19 protein-coding genes are annotated in these 22,492 nt (G+C 68.7%); 9 read left to right on the forward strand and 10 right to left on the reverse strand.

Features of this window, described 5'->3' with window-relative positions:
• The first annotated feature begins 47 nt into the window (after nucleotides 1-47).
• Nucleotides 48-971 carry a LysR substrate-binding domain-containing protein gene (locus BBX35_RS22200; protein WP_067224646.1) on the forward strand — a complete coding sequence of 308 codons (924 nt, stop codon included), beginning with the start codon at nucleotides 48-50 and terminating at the stop codon, nucleotides 969-971.
• Nucleotides 972-1,238: 267 nt separating this feature from the next.
• Here the strand turns inward: BBX35_RS22200 and BBX35_RS22205 are convergent, their stop codons facing one another.
• The gene (locus BBX35_RS22205) at nucleotides 1,239-1,610 is read right to left on the reverse strand and encodes a septal ring lytic transglycosylase RlpA family protein (RefSeq protein ID WP_067224648.1); all 372 of its coding nucleotides are present in this window, start codon (nucleotides 1,608-1,610) and stop codon (nucleotides 1,239-1,241) included.
• Nucleotides 1,611-1,823: 213 nt separating this feature from the next.
• On the opposite strand from BBX35_RS22205, the gene BBX35_RS22210 reads away from it, so the two are divergent.
• Nucleotides 1,824-3,851 (forward strand): putative bifunctional diguanylate cyclase/phosphodiesterase, encoded by a 2,028-nt coding sequence (locus BBX35_RS22210; protein WP_171901506.1) that lies wholly within the window; start codon nucleotides 1,824-1,826, stop codon nucleotides 3,849-3,851.
• 7 nt (nucleotides 3,852-3,858) lie between these two features.
• Here the strand turns inward: BBX35_RS22210 and BBX35_RS22215 are convergent, their stop codons facing one another.
• The 6 genes from BBX35_RS22215 to BBX35_RS22240 form a co-directional block, all read right to left on the reverse strand.
• The gene (locus BBX35_RS22215) at nucleotides 3,859-4,941 is read right to left on the reverse strand and encodes a hypothetical protein (RefSeq protein ID WP_067224651.1); all 1,083 of its coding nucleotides are present in this window, start codon (nucleotides 4,939-4,941) and stop codon (nucleotides 3,859-3,861) included.
• Between the two features lie 7 nt (nucleotides 4,942-4,948).
• Entirely contained in the window at nucleotides 4,949-6,733 is a 1,785-nt protein-coding gene (locus BBX35_RS22220) for a SulP family inorganic anion transporter (RefSeq protein ID WP_067224652.1), read from the reverse strand.
• Nucleotides 6,734-6,878: 145 nt separating this feature from the next.
• On the reverse strand, nucleotides 6,879-7,319 hold the full coding sequence (locus tag BBX35_RS22225; RefSeq protein ID WP_067224654.1) for a protein tyrosine phosphatase family protein: 441 nt from the start codon (nucleotides 7,317-7,319) through the stop codon (nucleotides 6,879-6,881).
• An 11-nt stretch (nucleotides 7,320-7,330) separates the two neighbouring features.
• Nucleotides 7,331-8,224, reverse strand: coding sequence for an MBL fold metallo-hydrolase (locus BBX35_RS22230; protein WP_067224856.1), 894 nt, complete (start codon nucleotides 8,222-8,224; stop codon nucleotides 7,331-7,333).
• A gap of 53 nt (nucleotides 8,225-8,277) precedes the next feature.
• Nucleotides 8,278-8,715, reverse strand: a complete 438-nt coding sequence (locus tag BBX35_RS22235; protein ID WP_067224656.1) for a DUF6691 family protein — start codon at nucleotides 8,713-8,715, stop codon at nucleotides 8,278-8,280.
• 3 nt (nucleotides 8,716-8,718) lie between these two features.
• Nucleotides 8,719-9,162 carry a YeeE/YedE family protein gene (locus BBX35_RS22240; protein ID WP_067224657.1) on the reverse strand — a complete coding sequence of 148 codons (444 nt, stop codon included), beginning with the start codon at nucleotides 9,160-9,162 and terminating at the stop codon, nucleotides 8,719-8,721.
• A 151-nt stretch (nucleotides 9,163-9,313) separates the two neighbouring features.
• Between BBX35_RS22240 and BBX35_RS22245 the strand changes: the two genes are divergently transcribed.
• Nucleotides 9,314-9,640, forward strand: a complete 327-nt coding sequence (locus BBX35_RS22245) for an ArsR/SmtB family transcription factor (RefSeq protein ID WP_067224659.1) — start codon at nucleotides 9,314-9,316, stop codon at nucleotides 9,638-9,640.
• Here the strand turns inward: BBX35_RS22245 and BBX35_RS22250 are convergent.
• Nucleotides 9,595-11,718, reverse strand: coding sequence for a bifunctional DedA family/phosphatase PAP2 family protein (locus BBX35_RS22250; protein WP_067224660.1), 2,124 nt, complete (start codon nucleotides 11,716-11,718; stop codon nucleotides 9,595-9,597). The two genes, BBX35_RS22245 and BBX35_RS22250, sit on opposite strands and share 46 nt — an antisense overlap.
• 305 nt (nucleotides 11,719-12,023) lie before the next feature.
• Here BBX35_RS22250 and pap point away from each other — a divergent pair, with 305 nt between their 5' ends.
• A complete protein-coding gene (gene pap / locus BBX35_RS22255; protein WP_067224662.1) occupies nucleotides 12,024-13,490 on the forward strand; it encodes a polyphosphate:AMP phosphotransferase in 1,467 nt (488 codons plus the stop codon).
• Nucleotides 13,491-13,499: 9 nt separating this feature from the next.
• On the opposite strand, the gene BBX35_RS22260 is transcribed toward pap, so the two are convergent.
• Nucleotides 13,500-14,378 carry a helix-turn-helix domain-containing protein gene (locus BBX35_RS22260; RefSeq protein ID WP_171901507.1) on the reverse strand — a complete coding sequence of 293 codons (879 nt, stop codon included), beginning with the start codon at nucleotides 14,376-14,378 and terminating at the stop codon, nucleotides 13,500-13,502.
• 105 nt (nucleotides 14,379-14,483) lie between these two features.
• Here BBX35_RS22260 and pobA point away from each other — a divergent pair, with 105 nt between their 5' ends.
• From pobA to BBX35_RS22285, 5 genes are all read left to right on the forward strand, one after another.
• Nucleotides 14,484-15,698 carry a 4-hydroxybenzoate 3-monooxygenase gene (gene pobA / locus BBX35_RS22265; protein ID WP_067224664.1) on the forward strand — a complete coding sequence of 405 codons (1,215 nt, stop codon included), beginning with the start codon at nucleotides 14,484-14,486 and terminating at the stop codon, nucleotides 15,696-15,698.
• 122 nt (nucleotides 15,699-15,820) lie between these two features.
• Complete coding sequence (gene ppk2 / locus BBX35_RS22270) at nucleotides 15,821-17,002, forward strand: polyphosphate kinase 2 (protein WP_067224665.1); 1,182 nt, start codon at nucleotides 15,821-15,823, stop codon at nucleotides 17,000-17,002.
• Between the two features lie 125 nt (nucleotides 17,003-17,127).
• Nucleotides 17,128-18,417 (forward strand): amidohydrolase family protein, encoded by a 1,290-nt coding sequence (locus BBX35_RS22275; RefSeq protein ID WP_067224667.1) that lies wholly within the window; start codon nucleotides 17,128-17,130, stop codon nucleotides 18,415-18,417.
• Between the two features lie 210 nt (nucleotides 18,418-18,627).
• Nucleotides 18,628-20,142 (forward strand): cytochrome P450, encoded by a 1,515-nt coding sequence (locus BBX35_RS22280; protein WP_083206527.1) that lies wholly within the window; start codon nucleotides 18,628-18,630, stop codon nucleotides 20,140-20,142.
• A 13-nt stretch (nucleotides 20,143-20,155) separates the two neighbouring features.
• Complete coding sequence (locus BBX35_RS22285; protein ID WP_067224669.1) at nucleotides 20,156-21,145, forward strand: lysophospholipid acyltransferase family protein; 990 nt, start codon at nucleotides 20,156-20,158, stop codon at nucleotides 21,143-21,145.
• A 19-nt stretch (nucleotides 21,146-21,164) separates the two neighbouring features.
• Here the strand turns inward: BBX35_RS22285 and BBX35_RS22290 are convergent, their stop codons facing one another.
• Nucleotides 21,165-22,487, reverse strand: coding sequence for a TRAP transporter large permease (locus BBX35_RS22290; protein ID WP_067224670.1), 1,323 nt, complete (start codon nucleotides 22,485-22,487; stop codon nucleotides 21,165-21,167).
• Between the last annotated feature and the right edge of the window lie 5 nt (nucleotides 22,488-22,492).

Here is a 22,492-nt window from a genome sequence, read left to right on the forward strand (position 1 = left end):
CGAAAAGTGATATGTTGTCCCAAGTTCATGAGCGAATGGAATAAGGTTTGAAACGAGGCTTCGTTCCCCATGCCGACAGCCTGATCGCCTTCGAGTGCGCGGCGCGGCACGGCAGCTTCACCCGCGCGGCGGAAGAGCTGCATCTCACCCAGGGTGCGGTCTCCAAGCAGGTGCGCCATCTGGAGACCCGGCTGGGCGTCGAGCTGTTCAAGCGCGTGCGCCAGCGCATCGTGCTGACCGATGCCGGCCGGCTCTATCTCCACGACGTGCGCGGCGCGCTGGAGAGCCTGACCGCCGCCACGCGGCAGGTCATGTCCTTCGCCGGCAACGAGGACGTGCTCAACCTCGCCACCCTGCCCTCCTTCGGCACGCGCTGGCTGGCGCCGCGCCTTGCCGGTTTCATCGCGGCTCACCCCACCGCCAGCCTCAACGTGACGGTGCGGCTGCGGCCCTTCGACTTCGCCAAGGAGCCGTTCGACGTGGCGATCCACTACGGCGATCCGGTCTGGGCGGGGGCGGTCGCCGAACCGCTGTTCCGCGAGGACGTGATCGCGGTCGCCTCGCCGGCCTTTCGCGCCCGCCATCGCATCCGACGGCCGGAGGATCTCGCCCCGCTCCTGCGCCTGCACCAGTCGACGCGGCCGCTCGCCTGGCGACAGTGGTTCGAATGCGCCGGGGTGGAGACGGAGCTCGCCTTCCAGGGGCCGCGCTTCGAGCAGTTCGTGATGATGGCGGAAGCCGCCGCCAACGATCTCGGCGCGGCGCTGGTGCCGCGTTTCTTCGTTGCCGAGGAGCTGGCGTCCGGGCGGCTGGTCCAGCTGTTCGACACGGTGTTGCGCCTGCCCTCCGCCTATCACCTCGTCTACCCGGAAGACCGCTCGCTGCGGCCGGTTGCCGCCCGCTTCCGCGACTGGCTGATGGGTGAGGTCTCGGCCGCCGGCGGCGGCGACAGGCCGGTTCTGCCGGGCTGAATATCGCACTCGGCTGCGGACCGCGGGACGGTCCGCTGAACCCGCGCGTATCGGTGCCGGGCAGGCGGATATCGGGACTACGAGGAAACCGCTACGCAAAATTTCGTGTTTGCAGACTGCGCGAATCCTGTTGCTATCAGGCTGTCTTCGTCAAGGAGATGCGGCGGTCCTGGCCGTGGGGTTCCCCCCTCCCTCCTCACGGTCAGGACCAGTTTTCCTGCCGCTTCGGACCATCCGACAATCGAACCTGCAATGCGGTCCGCGGCCTCAGCCGCAGGACGCGACGGCCTTGCCGGCGACGGTCACCCGCACCCGCGTCACACCCTTGTTGATGAACTTCAGCTCGCGCGCCGCCCGCCGCGAGACGTCGATCACCCGGCCGCGCACGAACGGCCCCCGGTCGACGATGGTCAGCGTGATCTTGCGGCCGTTCGAGAGGTTTTCGACCTGCACGCGGGTGCCGAAGGGCAGTTTGCGATGCGCTGCCGTCAGCGCTTCCGGGTTGGCGCGCGTCCCGCTGGCGGTGCGTCCGGTGAGTTCGTACCAGGAGGCACGGCCGCACTCGGCCAGCGCCGGCGAGGTGCCGAGGCCTGCGCAGGCGAGTGCGATCAGCACAGGGATCCGGGGCTTGCGAATCATGTCCGGCGGTCCATATTTCAACCTTGAAGTTTTTACGAGGGCGCTCGGCGCTCGATCAATTTGTTTACGAGTATGTTCGGCAATGGCCATTTTTCGTGACTTTGTTATGGCAAGCGTCGAGTATTGGCCGCATTGCCGTTACGGATTCTGCGGTGGCGGCGCAGCGGTGCGGGGGCGGACCGGATGACGGCAGGCGATGCGGCACGACCGGAAGTGGCTTGGCCCATTGAGGGGCTGCATGCCGCGATCATCGCTGCCTCCCGGGATCCCATCTATTTCTGCACGCCCGACTACATCATCCGCGAAGCCAACGATCCCTATGTCAGCATCGGCGGCCTGACCCGCGAAGAGGCCATCGGCCGAACGGTCCAGGAAGTCGCCGGTCCCGGCGCCTTTCCGCGCCGCGCGCCCTATCTGGAGACCGCGCTGTCGGGACGCGTTGCCGTGCTGCAGGACTGGGTGGCGGTCCCCGGCCAGGGTCGGCGGTTCTTCCACGTGTGCTATCAGCCGGTGCACGATGGGCAAGGCCGGCTGCTCGGCGTTGCCGCCTATGGACGCGACATAACCGACCTGAAGAAGGCGGAAGAGGTCCTGCGTCTTTACGAAAGCGCCGTCACGCAGATGTCCGACCGCCTGTCGGTGGTCGACCGCGACTACCGCTACATTCTCACCAATGAGAGCAATGCCCGCTGGCACGGCTGCACTGCGGAGAGCTTCCGGGGCCGTTCGCTTGTCGAGGTGGTGGGAGAAGAGCGTTTCGCCTCCGAGATCCGCCCCTGGCTCGACCGCTGCCTTGCCGGCGAGACGGTGGAATACGACTTCCACGATATGGCGCCGGACGGCGCACGCGTGGTGATGGACGCGCGGCTGCAACCCTTCCGCAATGGCGACGGCGAGATCGAGGCAGCCGTGGTCACGCTGCGCGACGTCACCGAGACCCGGCGCCTGTCGGAGCGGCTGGAGCGGCTTGCGCTTCAGGACGATCTGACCGGCATCGCCAACCGCCGGTCTTTCGAGACCGGTCTGGAGCGGCGGGTCGCAGCCTATCGCAAGGGCGGCAGCAAGGGCTTCAGCGTCGTCTTCATCGATCTCGACGGCTTCAAGCTGGTCAACGACACCGCAGGTCACGGCGCCGGCGACCGGTTCCTGCAGGATATCGCCCGGCTGCTGCGCCAGTCGGCAGGCGAAGGCGTGGAGGTCGCCCGCATCGGCGGCGACGAGTTCGGCCTGATCATCGACACCGGCGAGCCGGTCGCCGCCCATGCGATCTGCAGCCGCCTGCTCTCGGCCTTCGAAGGCTACCGGCTGTCCTGGGAGGACATGCAGTTCCGCAGCAGCGCCAGCATCGGCATCGCCTCGGTCGCCGCGGACGACGCCGGTGCGCGCCAGGCGATTACCGTCGGCCGGGTGCTGCAATGGGCGGATTTCGCCTGCATGCAGGCCAAGGCGGCAGGCGGCCACCGGATCGTCGCTCATGACGGGGCGGAAAAGACCGGCGACGACCGCAAGGCGGAAATCCACCATCTGCTGGCCGTGGAGCGGGCCATCGCCGGCAACGGCTTTCTGCTGCATTCCATGACCGTGATCGACCTGGCCACCGGCAAGCCGGTGATGCGGGAGGTGCTGCCGCGGGTTGCATCCGGCACGCGCGACCTGCACGGCCCCTCGATGATCCGCGCCACTGCCGAGCGCCACGGATTGATGCGGGCGGTGGACCGGCTGGTGATCAATGCGGTGCTGGCGCGCCTGGAGGCGGGAGAGACGGACGGGCTTCCCGTGGCTGTCGATCTGTCGGCGGAAACGCTGCACAGCCAGGTCTTTGCCGGCCAGCTCGTCGACCGTCTGGAGCGCGCTCCCGACTTGCCGCGGTCCCTGGTCTTCGAGGTTTCGGAATCCGCCCTGTCGCGGATGAAGCCGGAGGCCTGGAACCTGATGGCCGACCTGCGGGGTCTCGGTTGCCGGATCGCGCTCGACCATTTCGGCCGCGGCGTTGCCGGGTTCACCCAGCTGCGCGCCAACGCCTTCGACTTCATCAAGATCGACCGGCTGCTCACGGCCGGGCTCGCCGGCGATCCGGTCAAGCGCGCCGCGGTCTCTGGCGTCGTCGGTCTTGCCGAGGCGCTGGGCCTGCCGACGGTCGCCGAATACGTGACCGAGCCGTTGCATCTCGATATTCTCAAGGGGCTCGGCGTCACCTATGCGCAGGGCCACGCCGTGTCGCGGCCGCAAGCCTGGTGCTGATCCGGCGTCACGCCGGCCCGCTTTCTCCAAAACTCTCGCCCGGAAACCGCGCCTGCGCCTCGGCCAGAAGCGGTCCGTGGGCTGCCGTCCCCTCGCTCGCCGAAAGCCGCGCCCGCCATACCGCCTTGCGCCAGCGTTTCGGCAGGGCGCTGGCCCCCGGCATCGCGTCGATGTGTGCCTCGACCTCGCCGAGCCGCTCGGCCGCTTCCGCGCGCCGGCCGAGCCGCACCAGCGCCTGCCCGACGGCAAGCCCGTAGCCGGGGTTGAGGCGCGCGTACGGGTCGCTGAGCGCCGATGCGACGGCATCGGCCTCTCCTGCCCTCTCGCCCTGCTCCGCAGCTTCCGCCATCACCTCGAAAAACCGCGCGAAACGGGCAAGATCGGCCGTTTTGTCACCCGCGATCAGCCCGCGTTCGGAGCAAAGCGCCTCGAGATCGCGGCTGAACCCGGCAATCAGCTTGCGGGCGATGTTCAGCGTGTAGAGGTGGTCGTGGCTGGCATGCGACGAGACGAGCCGGAGCACGCGCACCCGCTCCGGCAGGTCGCGGCCGCTCAGAGCCACCGCACCGGCCGTATCCGTCGCATCGAGAATGCCGAAGACCAGCGTCAGCTCGGGGCCCGCCCCGGCGCGTTGCAGCTGCTCGGCCATGTCGGGCGCGTTCGCCATGTCGGGGCTTCGGACCGCGCCGCTCTGGCTGCCCGGCCGGCCGAGCACCAGTTCGGGGCCGAAGGCGAAGGCCCGTCCGTCGCCGCGCCGCAGCGCTGCGGCCAGCGCGCCATAGGCCCCTTTCGAGGCCCCGTAGTGGACGATCCGCGCCGCGCCCGAGGCCTTTGCGGCAACGTTGATCGCGCGGTCGATCGCCGTCTCGCAGCCGAGATACCAGACGGGATCGGGGCAGTTGAGGAACAGGCAGGCATGGCGGGTGTGGGCGAACAGCCGTTCGAGGCCGAACCGTCCCTCCGGCACGCGCACCTGCGAATAGACCACGGCGAGGCAGTCGCTGCCGCCCGCCGGCGCTGGCCGATAGCGCCAGACGAGGCCGCTTTGCGGATCGAACCCGTCCGGGCGGGCCGGCATGTGCTCGTCCATCGCGGCCTCAGATCTCCGGGCCGATCCAGAAGTCGGCCTTGGTCGCCTTGCGCGGCTTTCGCGCCTCGGCGATATGCGCGGTGCGCGGATCGAGCGCGGCGAAGGCCTCGTACTGGGTCAGGAACACCTTGCCGTTGAGGTGGGTGAGGAAGTCGGTGCGCTGCAGCCGGTCCATCACCGGCCCCTTCACCTCCGACAGGTGGAAGCCGACGCCGGCGCCGGCCAGCCGGCGGCTGATCTCCTCCAGGCTTTCCAGCGCCGAGGCGTCGATCTCGTTGACCGCCGTGCACATCAGCACCACGTGCCGCAGCTGCGGCCGCTCGGCGACCAGCTCCGTCAGCCGGTCTTCCAGGAAGCGGCTGTTGGCGAAGAACAGGCTCTCGTCGACGCGCAAGGTGAGCACGGTCTCGCCGGTGATCACCTTGTGCCGGTTGATGTTGCGGAAATGCTCGGTGCCCGGAACGATGCCGACGATGGCCATGTGCGGCCGGGCGCTGCGATAGAGATGCAGCGCCAGCGAGACGCCGACCCCGACGGTGACGCCGGTCTCCACCCCGAGGACGAGCGTCGCCAGGATCGTTGCGGCCATCGCCGCGAAATCGCTGCGCGAATAGGCCCAGACCCGCACCAGCGCCTTCAGGTCGACCAGCGACAGGACGGCGACGATGATCGTCGCGGCCAGTGTCGCCTGCGGCAGCTCGGAGATCAGCGGCGTCAGGAACAAGGTGGCGAGCGCGATGCCGATGGCGGTGAAGGCGCCGGCCGCCGGCGTTGCCGCGCCCGCGTCGAAATTCACCACCGAGCGGGCAAAGCCGCCGGTCACGGGATAGCCGCCGGAAATGCCGGAGGCGATGTTGGCCGCGCCGAGCCCGATCAGCTCCTGATCCGGGACGATGCGCTGGCGCTTCTTGGCCGCCAGCGTCTGTGCGACGGACACCGACTCCACGAAGCCGATCACCGAGATCAGCAGGGCGGGCACCACCAGCTGGCCCCAGAGCTCAGGGTCGAGCGGCGGCAGCGCGGGCGCCGGCAGGCCGGAGGGAATGTGCCCGACCAGCTTCACGCCCTTGTCGCCGAGGGAAAAGACATGGGCCGCCAGCGTCGTCGCGGCCACCGCCGCGACGGGGCCGGACTTGGCGATGATGTCGGCGAGCCGCGGCCGCAGGCCGGCCCGCACCAGCGCCGGCTTCAGCCCGCTGCGCACCCAGAACAGAAACAGCGTGACCGGTATGCCCACCGCCAGCGCATAGGGATTCACATTGCCGAGATTGGCGACGAGCCCGCTGACGATCTCCACCATCGTGCTGCCCGAACCACCGACGCCGAGGATGTGCTTCAGCTGCCCGGCGGCGATGATCAGCCCGCTCGCGGTGATGAAGCCGGAAATCACCGGATGGCTCAGGAGGTTGGCGAGAAAGCCGAGGCGAAACAGGCCCATGGCGATCAGCATCGCCCCGGAGAGCAGCGCCAGCACGATGGCCGCGCCGAGATATTCCGGCGTTCCCTGCGCCGCGATCTCGCCAACTGCAGACGCGGTCATCAGCGACACGACGGCCACCGGCCCGACGGCCAGCGCCCGGCTGGTTCCGAACAGCGCATAGGCGACGAGCGGCAGGATCGAGGCGTAAAGGCCCACTTCCGGCGGCAATCCTGCGAGCAGCGCATAGGCGAGCGACTGCGGGATCAGCATGATCGTCACGATCAGCGCGGCGATCAGGTCGTCGGTCGCCGTGTCGCGGCTATAGGCGCGTCCCCAGTCGAGGATCGGCAGGTAGGAGGCAAGGCGTGTCATGTCGAGGCCGGAACCGCGTGTCGCAAAAGGAAAGCGCGCCGCCCGCTGGCGGGCGGCGCAACCGTGAAACCCCGCTCGGCGAGCGGGCGAAAGGTGTTTGTCCGGCTGGCCGTGCGGCCGACCGCCGTCTCAGCCGGCCGACGCTTTAGCCGGGAAGGCCGTGATCGGCAATCTGGCGCAGGGCCGGGGCGAGGCCCGACAGGTCGTAGCCGGCATCGCCCGCCATGCGCACCAGCTCGGCCGCGTCGCGGTCTCCGGCCTGGGACAGGGCCCACAGGTTGATCGAGCGGGTGCCGGTGCGGCAGAAGGCGAAGACCGGGCCGCCGGCCGTCTCCAGCGCCTCGTGGAAGGCACGGATCGTGTCGGGCGTGATGCCCTCGCGCCCCGTGACCGGCAGCGCGGTATAGGCAAGGCCGGCCTCGGCGGCGGCGCGGGCGATCTCTGCCCCGTCCGGCTGGTCCGGTGCCTCGCCGTCGGGGCGGTTGTTGATGATCGCGACGAAGCCCGCATCGCGGATCGCCGCGACATCCTCCGGCTGGATCTGGAACGATACGGTGAGGGTGTCGTCGACCCGGGCGCTTTGCATTCTTCCTGTCCTTACAATCCGTTGACCGGCACCTTGAGGAAGGTGCGGCCGCTGTCGTCCTTGGGGGGCAGTTTGCCGGCGCGCATGTTGACCTGTATCGAGGGAATGATCAATTTCGGCATGTCGAGCGTGGCATCGCGCGCCTGGCGCATCGCCACGAACTCCTCCTCGGTGACGCCGTCGCGCACATGGATGTTGTGCTTGCGCTCCTCGCCCACCGTGGTCTCCCAGCGGATCTCGCGGCCGTTCGGGCCGTAGTCGTGGCACATGAACAGGCGGGTCTCGTCCGGCAGCGACAGCACCTTGCGGATCGAGCGGTAGAGCTCGTGCGCGTCGCCCCCAGGAAAATCGGCCCGCGCCGTGCCGCCATCGGGCATGAACAGCGTGTCGCCGACGAAGGCGGCATTACCCATCACATGGGTCATGCAGGCCGGGGTATGGCCGGGCGTGTGCATGGCGAAGCAAGCCATGCCGCCGACCGTATAGGTGTCGCCATCGCGGAACAGATGGTCGAACTGCGAGCCGTCGCGCTGGAACTCTGTGCCTTCGTTGAACACCTTGCCGAACGTGTCCTGCACGAGCCTGATGTTCTCGCCGATGCCGATGCGCCCCCCCAGCTTTTCTTGGAGATAGGGCGCGCCGGACAGGTGGTCGGCATGGACATGGGTCTCGATCAGCCAGTCGACCGTCAGCCCGTTCTCGCGCACGAAATCGATGATCCGGTCGGCGGATTCGTAGGAGATCCGGCCGGCGGCATAGTCGATGTCCATCACGCTGTCGACGACGGCGCAGGCCTTGGATCCCGGATCCTGGACCACATAGGAGATCGTGTTGGTCTTGGGGTCGAAGAAGGCGGTGACCTCGGGGCGGGTCGCCGGGTCGAGCGGATAGGTCGTGTCGGTCATGGTGTCGTGCTCCATCGGTCGCGGATCGTGCGCGGCGGAAGGGGTGATGGGGGTCAGGCCGGCTGCAGCCGTCGGATGCGCCGGGCCTCGAAAAGGCGGACGGCGCCGATTGCGGTCACCAGGGCGGCTGCGAAGACGAAGGGCTCGATCCGGCCGAGGCTGAGCGCCGGCACCACGCCGCCCGGGCAGAAGCCGGCGATGCCCCAGCCGATGCCGAACAGGGCGGCGCCGCCCAGCAGCCGGGCGTCGAGCGTGGTAAGGGCCGGCAACGAGAAGCTGGAGGCCAGCACCGGCGCCGGCCGGGCCAGCACAAGCCGGTAGCCGATTGCCGCCACCAGCAGCGCGCCGCCCATCACGAAGGCCAGCGAGGGGTCCCAGCTCCCGGCGAAGTCGAAGAAGTTCAGGACCTTGGACGGGTCGGCCATGCCGGACAGCAGGAGGCCGGCGCCGAAGACGAGGCCGATGAGGAAAGCGGAAACGGTGCGGATCATCGCTCAGGCTCCGAACACGTGGCGGACGAGGAAGACGGTGACGGCGGTGGTCGCCATGAAGGTCAGCGTGGCGGCGATCGAACGCACTGAAAACCGCGCCATGCCGCACACACCGTGGCCGGACGGGCAGCCATTGGCATAGGACACGCCGACGCCGGCGATCAGTCCGCCGATCGCCAGCATCGGCAGGGACACGGGCACCTCGATCTCCGGCAGGCTGCCGGTGGCGACCAGAAGCACCAGCGGCGAGGCGATCATGCCTGCGAGAAACGCCAGGCGCCAGCCCCGCTCGCCGGCTGCCGCCGCGCCGCCCGAATAGGGCGGCAACAGCCCGCCGATCATGCCGCTGATCCCGGCGATCCGTCCCAGCAGCCCCATGGTCAGAACGGCTGAAAGGCCGATCAGCATGCCGCCCAGGGCGGAAGTAAGGGGAGTGAACTCGCTCATGTCGACATCTCGCCAAACGGTTATTTGCGGGATTTTGCGAGGTGTACGAGTCGCAGATTCTGTCAATGGCACTTTGGCACAGTTGCGACTCGCTGACCCATAAGGGCTTCCTCGAATGGAAAATATATGCGAGCCATATAAATTAGCAAGCATGAATATTCAAGATATGGAAAGTAAGGCCGACGAGGCCGCTGCCCTGCTCGCATCGATGGCCAACAGCCGCCGGTTGCTGGTCCTGTGCCACCTCGTGCGCGGCGAATACAGCGTCGGTGCGCTGGCCGAGCGTGTCGGCCTCAGCCAGTCGGCCCTGTCCCAGCACCTTGCGAAAATGCGGGTCCAGGGCCTGGTCGAAGCCCGGCGCGAGGGCCAGACGGTCTATTACCGGCTGGCCGGTCAGGAGGTCCTCGCGGTCCTCGAGACGCTCTATGGCATCTATTGCGGCGTGGACGCAGTCCCGGAAGACGCCGCCGGAGCCTGAACGGCGCCCTGATCCGCACCCTGCCCGGTACTCTGACCGGCATTGGGCAGGTCCACCGCCTCGCCGCCCAGCGCCACGGTCGAGCCGTCGCTGCGCATCTTCAGAACGACCCCCGGCAGCCCGTTCAGCGGGTTTTCGTCCGCCTGCGGCAGGTCGCGGTCCGCGCGCGGCGCCGACAGCTCGTTGAGCGGACGCAGGATCCGTTCGTGGATCAGCGAGCCGACCCGCAAGGGCAGCCGCTCGCCGTCCTGCGTCACGATCTCAAAGCGCGTCTGCCACAGCCGCAGGACCCAGCGCCCCCCGTCGGTGCTGCCATCTGCGCCGGCGGGCTCGTCCTCGTCCTGGCGCACCAGCACCAGGTCGGCGCCGCGTCCGTTCTGGATGCGCGGCAGGGCCGGCAGGTCTTCCGGCGCGGTCTGCCCGGTCAGGAAGCCGGCAAAGGTGGTGAGCGACCAGCCCGGCGCCGGGCGGTAGCCGTCCCGCGCCAGCGCGTCGGCCAGCGCCTGCGGGTCGCCGCTCCATTGCAGGATCAGCGGTTCCTCGCGTTCGCCGCTCAGCTCGATCCGGTGCGTCGGCACCTTTTCCCATCCGCCGGACAGCCATTCCTGGCTCGTCAGGGTCTCTATCGGCTTGGTCGGGCGATACATTTCGCGTGCCCGGTCGAAATCGCGCGACACATGGATGCCGCCGACCACCGCCAGCGTCGCCACGGTGAGCCCCGCCAGCGACCAGCGGCCGATCTTCTCGTTATGCACCGAGCCGAAGACGAAGGCGAAGATGGCGACCATCGCCGTGCCGAAGGTGATGCCGCCGACCACGTCGCTCATCCAGTGGGCGCCGAGATAGATCCGCGAGAAGGCGACCGCGCCGATCAGCGGCACGGCGAGCGAGAAGATGCCGGCCTTGATCAGGGGCGAGCGGTCATGGGCGACCAGCACCGCGATGATGCCGAACAGCACCGCCGTCAGCGTCGCGTGGCCGGAGGGGAAGGACAGCGCGTCGGCGCCGGTATAGATCTCGATCGGCCGCTCGCGCTGGAACAGCATCTTGAACAGAGGCACGAAGACGGCCGCGCTGGCGATCGCGATCATCAGGCCCGTCGCCCGCCGCCAAGCCTTGCGCGCGAACAGGTAGGCGATCACCACCGCCGCCACGGAGGCGATCACCACCCCGTCGCCGAGCATGGTGATGAAGGTCATGATGTCGTCGCCGACCGGCGTGCGCAGGTCCTGGAACAGGTTGCGGATCGAGGTATCGGCGCGGTTCAATCCGTTGTCGGGCGAGATCGCCGCCGCCAGCGCCGCGAACAGCGGTACGGTGACGATCAGCAGCAGCGCCGAGACGATCATGCCGGCCGAGCGCGGATGCGCCGGATCCAGCATCTTCGCCAGCCACAGGCTGACACGGTTCTGGTGCCGGCCCAGCCATTCGACTGTCCTCAACCGGCTGCCGGCATAGAGCGGCAGCACGATCAGGATCAGCCAGCGGGCGATCATCACCGCGACGAAGAGCAGCACCAGCAGCACGCCCAGCACCGTGGCCAGCCGGCCGCTGATCTCGCCGAGCGCGCTGAAGGCGGTGCCGGCGATGACGCCGGGGCCCAGATGCACGATGGCCCAGACGATGGCCGAAGTGACGTTGATGAAGGTGAAGCGGCCGACCGGCATGCCGACCATGCCGGCAATTCCCGGCACGATGGCCTTCACGCCCGGCACGAAACGGCCGATGAACACGCTCTTGCCGCCATGCAGCAGGAAATAGGCCTCGCCCCGGTCGACCAGCGTTCGATAGCGGTTGAACGGCCAGACCGACTTGATCTGGTGCTTGTAGACATGCCCGACCCAGTAGGAGATGGCATCGCCGGCGATGGCGCCCATCGTCGTCCAGAACAGGATCGGCCAGGGATCGAGCTTGCCGAGACCGACCAGCGTTCCCGCACCCACGAGCACGACGGTCGAGGGCACGAACATGCCGATGATGAACAGCGCCTCGCCCATGGCGATCGTGAACACGACCACGTTGGCGAGAAGCGGGTTTTCGCCGATGAAGGCGACGAGCTGATTGAGAAGGTCCGTCACGAGACGCGGCCCGGCATATCCTGTTTCCTGGCTGGCGCGGGGCGGAAGCCCCCGGCGCGGCCCGCTACATGTACGTCCTGCGACCGGCTTCGCCAATCCTCGGAAGGCGCATTTTTGCCTCTGCGCCCGGCAGTTTGGCGCAAGCCATATGACAGGCGCGGCCCGTGCGACTATATGTGGCGGCCCCGTCGCCCCGGATCGGGGCCGTGCACGCCCCGGCCATTGCATCGCGGCGGCACGCGCGGCACCTTGGGTCCGTCCGGGCACGCTGTGCCGGCGGAATGACAGCAGGAGAGCAGCGCCCCGTGTTTCAGTCGGCTTCCCTTCCCCTCGACCTGTCCCGCACTGACTTCGACGCGCTCGAGCCGAAGCTGCGCACCGAGCTTCTGGCCGCCCAGCGCGAGGTGATCGAGAAGAAGCCCTTCTCCGTGCTGGTGGTGATCGCCGGTGTCGACGGTGCCGGCAAGAACGACGCCATCGCGCGCCTGCACGAATGGCTCGACGTGCGCTACGTCACCTGCAACGCCTACGACGAGGAGACCGAAGAGGAACGCGGCCGCCCGGATCTCTGGCGCTACTGGCGCGACCTGCCGGCGCTGGGCGAGACCTCCATCGTCGTCTCCTCCTGGTACAACGAACCGCTGCGCTGCTTCGTCCAGGGCGAGATCGGCGAGGCCGAGTTCGAGCGCCGGCTTGCCCGCATCAACCGGTTCGAGGGGCTGCTGGCCAGCGAGAACGTCTTGGTTCTGAAATTCTGGTTCTCGCTCACGCCGGAAACGCAGAAGCGCCGGCTCAAGGGGCTGGGCCGCAAGGATCGCGCCCGCCGGATCCTGGCCGAATGGGCCGATATCACCCATGCCCCGGGCGCCCAGGCGGCCTTCGAACGGGCGGCCCTCGCCACCTCCACGCCGGCCGCGCCCTGGATCGTCATCCCCAGCGACGATGCGCGCGCCCGCGACCTCGCGCTCGGCCGCTGCGTCGAGATGGCCGTCCGCCGCCGGCTGGAAGCGGCGCCGAGCGATCCGCTGGCCCTGCCCGCCGTCGTCGCGCGCATCGAGCGGCGCAGTGCGGTCGAGGCGGTCGACCTGTCCTCGCGCCTGTCGAAACACCGCTATCGCACCGAACTCGACCGCCTGCAGGGCGAGCTGGCCCGCCTCGTCGACCGCAAGGCATTCCGCGACCGCTCGCTGGTGGTCGCCTTCGAGGGCAACGACGCCGCCGGCAAGGGCGGCGCGATCCGCCGGGTGATTCGCCCGCTCGACCCGCGTCGCTACCGCGTCCACCGCATTGCCGCCCCGACCGAGGAGGAGCACGCCCATCCCTGGCTCTGGCGGTTCTGGAACCGGCTGCCGCGCCGCGGCCACTCGGCAATCTTCGACCGGTCCTGGTACGGACGGGTGCTGGTGGAGCGGATCGAAGGTTTCTGCAGCGAGGCCGAATGGGCGCGCGCCTACAACGAAATCAATGAGTTCGAGGCCGAACTCACCGATGCCGGGGCCATTGTCGCCAAGTTCTGGCTGGCGATCAGCCGGCAGGAGCAGCTCGCCCGCTTCAAGGAGCGCGAGGAGACCCCCTACAAGCAGTTCAAGATCACCGACGAGGACTGGCGCAACCGGCTGAAATGGGACCAGTACGCCGAGGCGGCCGGCGACATGATCGACCGGACCTCGACCAGCTTCGCGCCCTGGCACCTGGTTGCCGCCGAAGACAAGCGCTTCGCCCGGGTCGAGGTGCTGCGCCGTCTGGTCGAGCAACTGGAGGCGGCGCTGTAGGGCGCATCTTCACGCAGCGTCGTAGGTGAATTCCTTGCGAAAGGCGCGCGGCGACAGCCCGGCGGCGGCGGTGAACACCCGCGAAAAATGCCCGGGATCGGCGAAACCCAGCCGATAGGCGACGTCGGCGACGCTGCCTTGCGTGTAGGCCAGAAGCCGCCGCGCCTCCAGCATCTGCCGCTCGCGCAGCACTGCCGAGGCCGGCCGGCCGAGCGCCTGGCGGCAAGCCCGCGTCAGGTGCGGCGTGGTCACCGCGAGTGCCGCCGCATAGGGCGCCAGGGCGTGCCACTCCCGGTAATGCGCATCGACCAGCGCCTGGAAACGGGCGGCGAGCCGGACCGCCGCACTGCCTGCCCCGGCCTCCGGCCCGGCCTGCGGTTCGGCCGCGAGCAGCCTCAGCGCCCAGACGAAGGTCAGCGTCGCCAGCGCGGCCAGCGCCTCGCCGCGATTGGCCCGGCTGCCTTGCTGTTCGGCCAGCAGCGCCTCCAGCTCGGGCGGCGCGTTGCGGGCCCGGCCGATGCGCACGCCCAGCAGCTCCCCTTGCGGATCGATGCGGGCGCGGATCGGCTCGAACACCGCCACCGGCAGGGTCAGCACCGTCCCGGTGCTGCCGGGCAGGAAGCGGAAGCCGTGCGCGACGCCGGCCGGCATGTTCAGGAAACTCGAGGCGGCGAGCGTGGTCTCGCCTTCCTCGCCGATCAGCGCGCCGCCGCCGCGTTCGATCCAGAACAGCTGGTGCAGGGACGGGTGGCGATGCCGGGCGATGCGCCAGCGGCGCGGCCCGCTGCGCACCGACAGATGTTCGATATGCAGCGTATCCGGGAAGCCCGATCCTTCCGGTTCTCCATAGAGTTCATAGTCGGGCAGCGGTCTCGATGTTCGATTCATCCCTGTATTTGACCGAATTCTGCATTCCCTTGTCCAGCGCTTCGCGCCCATTCTCGACACAAAGGCACGCCGCTTCGCAGGCCGATCTCGTCGAGGACCCCGCGCATGACCTCCGCTCTTTCCGGCCAGAAGCCTGTCGATGTCCCGGCCCGCACCGGTGTCGTCATCGTCGGCGGCGGCCCCTCCGGCCTGCTGCTGTCCCAGCTCCTGCACCTTGCCGGCGTCGACAACGTGGTTCTGGAGCGCCGCTCGCGCGCCTATGTGTTGTCGCGCATCCGTGCCGGCGTCCTTGAACAGGGCACGGTCGACTTGCTGCGCAAGGCCGGTGTCGGCGCCCGTATGGACCGCGAGGGGCTGGTCCATGACGGTGTCGAGATCGCTTACCACGACCGGCGCCTGCGCATAGATCTCGCGGATCTGACCGGCGGGCGTACCGTCATGGTCTACGGTCAGACCGAGGTGACGGCGGATCTTTACGCCGCGCGCGATGCCATGGGCGGCGCGGTGGTGCACGAGGCGGAGGACGTTGCCCTGCACGATCTGGAGAGCGCGCAGCCCTTCGTGACCTTCCGCCTCGGCGAGACTGTCCACCGCATCGATTGCGATTTCGTCGCCGGTTGCGACGGCTTTCACGGCGTCTCGCGCCAGTCTGTCCCCGCCGACCGGCTGCGGCAGTTCGAGATGGTCTATCCGTTCGGCTGGCTCGGCCTGCTCGCCGACGTGCCGCCGGTGCATGAGGAGCTGATCTATGCCGGCCACAAGCGCGGCTTCGCGCTCTGCTCCATGCGCTCGCCGACCCGTAGCCGCTACTACGTCCAGTGCGGGCTGGACGAGCGGGTCGAAGACTGGTCCGACGACCGCTTCTGGGAGGCGCTGGCAGCGCATCTGCCGGCCGATATCGCGGCCCGGCTGGTCACTGGACCGTCCATCGAGAAAAGCATCGCGCCGCTGCGCTCCTTCGTCGCCGAGCCGATGCGATTCGGCCGGCTGTTCCTGGCCGGCGATGCCGCCCATATCGTGCCGCCGACCGGCGCCAAGGGGCTGAACCTCGCCGCCTCTGACATCCACTACCTGTCGGAAGCGCTGATCGCCCACTATCGGCAGGGCGACGAGGGCGGCCTTGCCGCCTATTCCGACCGGGCGCTTGCAAGGGTCTGGAAAGCCGAGCGTTTTTCCTGGTGGATGACAACGACCCTGCACCGCTTCCCGGACAAGGGCGAGTTCGGCGCCCGCATGCAGCAGGCAGAGTTCGACTATCTCGCCTCCTCCCGTGCAGCGCAGACGACGCTCGCCGAAAACTACGTCGGTCTGCCCTACTGACGCCGCGCCGCTTTCGTTTGCCGGTTCCTTTTTCCGCCGCGTTCCGGCCGGTTTGACAAGGGTCAAGGCGGCGCGGGCCCGAAGCCGCAGGATGGTCTTGCAAGAGATCCGCCCGCGAGCGGATGGCGGCGGAGGAGGCGGATGTGACCGACGGAAAGCGACAGGCAGCGAAGGCGAACGGCAAGGCCGGCGCACCGAACGGCGCGTCTATCCCCGCATCGGAGGCCGACAGCGCGATCGGCGACGGCATGGCCGAGGGGCTGTCCCGGGAGCGGGTCGCGGCCGTTCAGGAAAGCGAGCTGGCGGCGGTTCAGGACATCTCCGGACACGAGGAAAACGGCGGCGCCGAGGGCCTTGCCGCGATCCTCGACGGGGCCTCGCCGGACGATGCCGGCCTGATGCGGCGGGCGCTCGGATTGCCCAAGCCGCCGGGCACGCCGCGCCGGACCAGCAACGAACTTGCCCCCGACTGGCGCGAGGGAGGTTATCCTTACCGCTTCAAGATGCTGCGCCGGGACTACGAGCGCGAGAAGTTCGTCCTGCAGACCGAACTGCTCAAGCTGCAATCCTGGGTCAAGGAGGCCGGCCAGCGTGTGGTGATCCTGTTCGAGGGGCGCGACGCGGCCGGAAAGGGCGGCACGATCAAGCGCTTCATGGAGCACCTGAACCCGCGCGGCGCCCGGGTGGTGGCCCTGGAAAAGCCGGACGAGGTGGAGCGTGGGCAATGGTATTTTCAGCGTTACGTCAAGCACTTGCCGACGCTCGGCGAGATCGTCCTGTTCGACCGGAGCTGGTATAATCGGGCCGGCGTCGAGCGGGTCATGGGCTTTTGCAACGAGGAGGAATACCGCGAGTTCCTCCGCCAGGTGCCGGAGTTCGAGCGCAATCTGGTGCGCAGCGGAACCCATCTGATCAAGTTCTGGTTTTCCGTCAGCCGCAAGGAACAGAACCGCCGCTTCCGCGAACGCAACGTCCATCCGCTCAAGCAGTGGAAACTGTCCCCGGTCGACCTCGCCTCGCGCGACAAGTGGGACGACTATACCAGGGCCAAGGAAGCGATGTTCTTCCACACCGACACGGCGGATTCGCCTTGGACGGTGATCAAGTCGGACGACAAGAAGCGGGCCCGGCTGAACGCCATGCGCTACGTGCTGCAGGCGATGCCCTACAAGGACAAGGACGCCAAGCGCATCGGCCGGGTCGACGACCTGCTGGTCGGCCGCGCAACGGTGCTCTCCGAGCGCGGCGAATACGATCCGCGGCGCGGCTGGGACGCCCCGGAAACCGGTGAGGGGCTGCGCTGAGGCGGAGCCGCCAGCTTCCGCAGGCGGCGAGCGTCCTACCGAGGCGCTTGAAACGGGCGCGGTTGGGACCGAAACTGCGGCGAAAGCCGCCACGGCCCTGCCCCTGATTCCCGGAAAAGCCGCCCATGTCCTTCGATCTTCTCGTCAAGAACGCCAAGCTGCCCGACGGCCGCGAGCGCATCGACATCGCCTGCCGGGACGGCCGCATCGTTGCGGTGGAGCCCGGCATCTCCGGCGAGGCGGGCCGCGTCATCGAGGCCGGCGGCCGGCTCGTCTCCCCGCCCTTCGTCGACAGCCATTTCCACATGGACGCGACGCTGTCGCTCGGCCTGCCGCGCATGAACGAGAGCGGCACCTTGCTGGAAGGCATCGCCCTGTGGGGCGAGCTGAAGCCGCTGCTCACCGTCGAGGCGGTGGTGGAGCGGGCGCTGCGCTACTGCGATCTTGCTGTTTCGCAAGGGCTTTTGGCGATCCGCACCCATGTCGACGTCTGCGACGACCGGCTTACCGGCGTCGAGGCGCTGCTTGAGGTCTGCGAGAAGGTCGCGCCCTATCTCGACCTGCAGCTCGTCGCGTTTCCGCAGGACGGGCTCTACCGCTCGCCGACGGCGGAGCGCAATCTCGTCCGCGCGCTCGACATGGGCGTCGACGTGGTCGGCGGCATCCCGCATTTCGAACGGACGATGGAGGACGGCGCGCGCTCGGTGCGGGCGCTGTGCGAGCTTGCGGCCGCGCGCGGCCTGATGGTCGACATGCATTGCGACGAGAGCGACGACCCGATGTCGCGCCACATCGAGACGCTGGCCTGCGAGACGCAGCGCCTCGGCCTCAATGGCCGCGTTGCCGGGTCGCACCTCACCTCGATGCACTCGATGGACAATTATTATGTCTCGAAACTCCTGCCGCTGATCGCCGAGGCGCAGGTGCATGCCATCGCCAACCCCTTGATAAACATCACGCTTCAGGGTCGTCACGACACCTATCCGAAGCGCCGGGGCCAGACCCGCGTGCCGGAGATGCGCAAGCACGGCATCAACGTCTCGTTCGGCCACGACTGCGTCATGGACCCCTGGTACTCGATGGGCTCGGGCGACATGCTGGAGGTCGCGTCGATGGGGCTGCATGTCGCGCAGATGATGAGCCGCGACGAAATGCGCTATGCTTTTGAATGCGTTACGACCCATCCGGCGCGCGCGCTGGGGCTGCAGGGCTACGGGCTTGCGCCGGGCTGCAACGCCGATTTCGTGCTGCTGCAGGCGGCCGACACGATCGAGGCGATCCGCCTGCGGGCCCGCCGCCTGGCCGTCGTGCGCCGCGGCAAGGTGATCGCGCAGAGCGAGCCGGCGATCTCGCGCCTGTCGCTCGAGGGACGGCCGGAAATCGTCGATCCGGCAACCTACGCGCCTGGAAAATAAAGGATTTCGCCGGTTTCCATGATTCTCGAATTTCGAGACGGATTTTGCGAAATTCCGTCTCAATCTCGCGCAATTTCGAGATAGGCGTCTCGAAATTGCCCAAAGGCCGGGCTTGGAGCCGGTCGCCGGGTTTGCGATAAGGGAGGGACGAAACGGCCCCGTCCGGACAGCGCTCCGGACAGCACCCCGGACAGGACCTCGACAGCACCCATGCAGCGACCGACAGGAACCATCGACGGGGATAGCGCGGCAGCGCCCGGCGAGGACAGGGCCGGGGATAACCCGGCCGGCAGGTGCCCGGTCGCCGGCCATGGCGCGGCCTCGCCAGCGACCGCGGATGCATCGGCGCCGGGCGTCTATGTCCCGCCCTTCCCGCTGCGCCCGACCTCGCCCCCGCCGATCTGGAAGCTGATCGGCCTGGCCCGCCGCAACTTCCTCTCGGTCTGGCCGACCACGGCCTTCGCCAATCCCTGGCTGCGCGTCGCCGTTCTGCGCAAGCAGATCTTCGTCTGCAACAGCCCGGACCTGGTGCAGGAGGCCTTCGTGCGCAAGCACGACTCGTTCGAACGCAAGAGCGCGCAGATGCGCCACGCGCTGGAGCCGCTGCTCGGCGACGGCCTGTTCATCTCCGACGGCGAGACCTGGCGTCGCCGCCGCCAGATCGTCGGCCCGATCATCCATGCCTCCAAGGTGCGCGACTTTTTCCCCGTCATGGCGGAGACCATCGCCGAGCGCCGCGCCGCCTGGGAGGCGGCCGGTCCCGGCGCGCCGGTCGACATGCTGCAGGAGATGGCGCACCTGACGGCGGAGATCATCTGCCGGACCATCTTCGGCCGCCAGCTCGGAGGCGACTACGCCGCCGAGGTGGTCGAGAGCTTCACCGACTACCAGCGCCACATCGACCAGATCGACCTGATCTCGCTGCTCGGCCTGCCCGACTGGCTGCCGCGCCGGCGCGGCCGCGCCATCCGCCGCGCGGTCGCGCGCATCGACAAGGTGCTCGACGAGATCATCACCAGCTACGAGGCGCGCCGGAGCGATGGCGAGACCTCGGTCATCGGCGGGCTGCTGGAGGCCCGCGACGAGGACGGCAAGCCGCTGTCGCGCGAGGCCATCCGCAACGAGGCGGCGGTGATCTTCATGGCCGGCCACGAGACGACGGCCAACACGCTGGCCTGGGCCTGGTTCCTGCTGTCGCAGGCGCCCTGGGCGCGCCAGGCGCTGGCGCGCGAGCTCGACACGGTGCTGGACGGGCGCATGCCGGAATTCGCCGATGTCGCCCGTCTGCCCTATACCCGCGCGGTGATCGAGGAGACCCTGCGGCTCTACCCGCCGGTGCCGATCCTGGCCCGCGAGGCGCTGGCCGACGAGACGGTCGGCGGCGTGCGGACCCCCAAGGGCTCGCTGGTCATGGTCGTGCCCTGGCTGCTGCACCGCAATCCGAACCTGTGGCCGCGCGCCGACAATTTCGAGCCGGAACGCTTCCTCGGCGCAACGCGCGGCGGCCAGTCGAAATTCGGCTATGTGCCCTTCGCCATCGGCCCGCGCATCTGCGCCGGCCTCGCCTTCGGCCTGACCGAATCGATCCTGTCGCTGGCGATCCTGGCGCAGGGCTTCGATGCGGAGCTGGAGCCGGGCACCGACGTGCAGCCGGCCTGCCGGCTGACCCTGCGCCCGGGCGAGACGCTGCCGATGCGCCTTCGGCCGCGCGCCTCGCGCACGTGAGGCCGCCCCGGCGATGACCGCCGTTCGCGGCCGCAGGCGCATCCCTCCGGTTGCCTTCGAGGAAACCCATGCGCGCGAGGTCGCGGGCGAGCCCTGGCGCCGGGAACCGGTGCTGGGGCCGGTCAAGCGCGCCTTTCACGAGGCGCTGCGCCGCCTGCCGGTGGGCTTCGGCCCGCGCCTTGGCCACGCGCTCGCGCCTGTCGTCCAGCATATGGAGCGGCGGCGGCTGTTCGCCCGCCGGCTGGCCTGGACGCTCGCCCGGCTGCATCCGCGCGCGCCGCTGACGGCCGCCGAGCACGCGGCGGCGGTGCGGCGCTGGTGGCAGGGGACGGGCGCGATCCTGGCCGAATACGCAACGATCGAGCGGCTGCGCGAGGCCGGGCGGCTGGAGGTCGTGGATCCGCACGGCACGCTGGCCGAGCTACCGGTGGACGCGCCGGTCGTCTTCGCCTGCGTGCATCTGGGGCCGTTCGAACTGTGCTTCGAAAGCGTGCTCAACACGTTCGGCCGCGAGGCGGTCGGCACCTGGCAGCCGGAGCCTTCGCCGACGTCAAACCGCATCCTGCACGATCTGCGCGCCCGCTACGGGCTCTACGTCTTTCCGCCCGGTCAGCGCTCGGCGCGGCACCTGCACAAGATGGTGGTGGGAGAGGGCTTCGACGCGATCCTGTTCGTCGACGAAGTGCGCGAGCGGCAGATCCACCTGCCCGCCTTCGGCCGGCCGCTGCCGGAGCGGGGCAACGCCTCCGTCGCGATAAAGCTGGCGCTCAAGACCGGGGCGCCGGTGGTGCCGATCCATGTGCTGCGCTCAGGCGCGGCGCGGTACCGGGTGCATGTCGGTGCGCCGCTGGATTTTCAGCGGGAGGGCGCGCCGGACAGCGCCATGATGGCCGGGATTGCCGCGCTCGACCGTCATTTCGAGCCGGTCGTCCGGCAGAACCTCGACCAGTGGTACATGCTGAAGGAAGTGCGCCTGCCGGACTTCGACCCGGCAAAGGTCTGAGCGGGGCCTTGCAGCCCCGTCAGTAGAGCAGGCGCACGAGGGCGAGCGTCAGGCCCGGGAACAGCACCAGGATCGCCACGCGGACGATGTCGCTGGCGATGAACGGCACGACGCCGCGGAAGGTCTGCGACAGCGGCACGTCGGGCGCCATCGAGTTGATGACGAAGAGATTCATGCCGACCGGCGGCGTTATCAGCCCGACCTCCACCACGATCAGCACGATGATGCCGAACCACAGGGCGAACTCTTCCGGCGGCAGGCCGAAGTCGAGCGCCGAAACGATGGGAAAGAAGATCGGGATCGTCAGCAGGATCATGGAGAGCGAATCCATGATGCAGCCGAAGATCAGATAGCAGACCAGGATGATCAGCAGCACGGTCCAGGGATTGAGGCCGAGCTCGCCGACATAGGCGGCCGACTGCTGCGGCAGCTGCGAGAAGGCGAGAAAGCCGTTGTAGACGCTGGCGCCGAGCACGATGAAGAAGATCATGCCGGTGGCGCTGGCGGTCGACAGGAAGGATTCCACCAGCCCCTTGCGGTCGAGCCCGCCATTGAGGAGGGCGACGATGCCGGTGCCGGCCGCGCCGACGGCCGCGCCTTCGGTCGGCGTGAAGATGCCCGAATAGATGCCGCCGATCACCGCGACGAAGATCACCATGACCGGCCAGACGGCGATCAGTGCGGCGATCCGTTCGGCGCCCGTCGCCTTGGCCTGGCTGCCGGCGCTGTCCGGGCGGAAGCGCACATAGAGCGAGACGGTGAGCATGTAGCCGAGGGCGGCGAGAAGGCCCGGAATGAAGGCGGCGACGAAGAGCTTGGCGATGTTCTGCTCCGTCAGGATGGCGTAGATCACCAGCACGACGGAGGGCGGAATGAGGATGCCGAGCGTGCCGCCGGCGGCAAGGCAGGCGGTCGACAGGGCGCCGGAATAGCCGCAGCGCCGCATCTCGGGCAGGGCGACCTGGCCCATGGTCGCGGCGGTGGCGAGCGAGGAGCCGCAGATCGCGCCGAAGCCGCCGCAGGCCGCGACCGCCGCCATGGCAACGCCGCCGCGCCGGTGGCCGACCATCGTCTCGGCCGCGCGGAACAGCGCCCGCGACATGCCCCCGCGCGTGGCGAACTGGCCCATCAGGAGGAACAGCGGCACGATGGACAGCGAGTAGTTGGAAAAGGTGCTGTAGACCAGCGACTTGAGCTGCGCCAGGATCGGCACCGTGCTCCCCGTTACCAGCGTCGTTCCGGCAATGCCGACCAGCAGCATCGACAGGCCGATGGGCAGGCGCAGGAAGATCATCAGCAGCAGGACGGGAACCGACCACAGGCCGTATTCGAGCGATGACACGTACG

The sequence above is a fragment of the Stappia indica genome (assembly GCF_001696535.1).
GTDB lineage: Bacteria > Pseudomonadota > Alphaproteobacteria > Rhizobiales > Stappiaceae > Stappia > Stappia indica.

Coding starts and splice junctions, on each gene's coding strand:
- BBX35_RS22205 (WP_067224648.1), bottom strand. CDS start 1,610: ATGATTCGCAAGCCCCGGATCCCTGTGCTGATCGCACTCGCCTGCGCA.
- BBX35_RS22215 (WP_067224651.1), bottom strand. CDS start 4,941: ATGGACGAGCACATGCCGGCCCGCCCGGACGGGTTCGATCCGCAAAGC.
- BBX35_RS22220 (WP_067224652.1), bottom strand. CDS start 6,733: ATGACACGCCTTGCCTCCTACCTGCCGATCCTCGACTGGGGACGCGCC.
- BBX35_RS22225 (WP_067224654.1), bottom strand. CDS start 7,319: ATGCAAAGCGCCCGGGTCGACGACACCCTCACCGTATCGTTCCAGATC.
- BBX35_RS22230 (WP_067224856.1), bottom strand. CDS start 8,224: ATGACCGACACGACCTATCCGCTCGACCCGGCGACCCGCCCCGAGGTC.
- BBX35_RS22235 (WP_067224656.1), bottom strand. CDS start 8,715: ATGATCCGCACCGTTTCCGCTTTCCTCATCGGCCTCGTCTTCGGCGCC.
- BBX35_RS22240 (WP_067224657.1), bottom strand. CDS start 9,162: ATGAGCGAGTTCACTCCCCTTACTTCCGCCCTGGGCGGCATGCTGATC.
- BBX35_RS22245 (WP_067224659.1), top strand. CDS start 9,314: ATGAATATTCAAGATATGGAAAGTAAGGCCGACGAGGCCGCTGCCCTG.
- BBX35_RS22260 (WP_171901507.1), bottom strand. CDS start 14,378: ATGAATCGAACATCGAGACCGCTGCCCGACTATGAACTCTATGGAGAA.
- pobA (WP_067224664.1), top strand. CDS start 14,484: ATGACCTCCGCTCTTTCCGGCCAGAAGCCTGTCGATGTCCCGGCCCGC.
- ppk2 (WP_067224665.1), top strand. CDS start 15,821: ATGGCGGCGGAGGAGGCGGATGTGACCGACGGAAAGCGACAGGCAGCG.
- BBX35_RS22275 (WP_067224667.1), top strand. CDS start 17,128: ATGTCCTTCGATCTTCTCGTCAAGAACGCCAAGCTGCCCGACGGCCGC.
- BBX35_RS22280 (WP_083206527.1), top strand. CDS start 18,628: ATGCAGCGACCGACAGGAACCATCGACGGGGATAGCGCGGCAGCGCCC.
- BBX35_RS22285 (WP_067224669.1), top strand. CDS start 20,156: ATGACCGCCGTTCGCGGCCGCAGGCGCATCCCTCCGGTTGCCTTCGAG.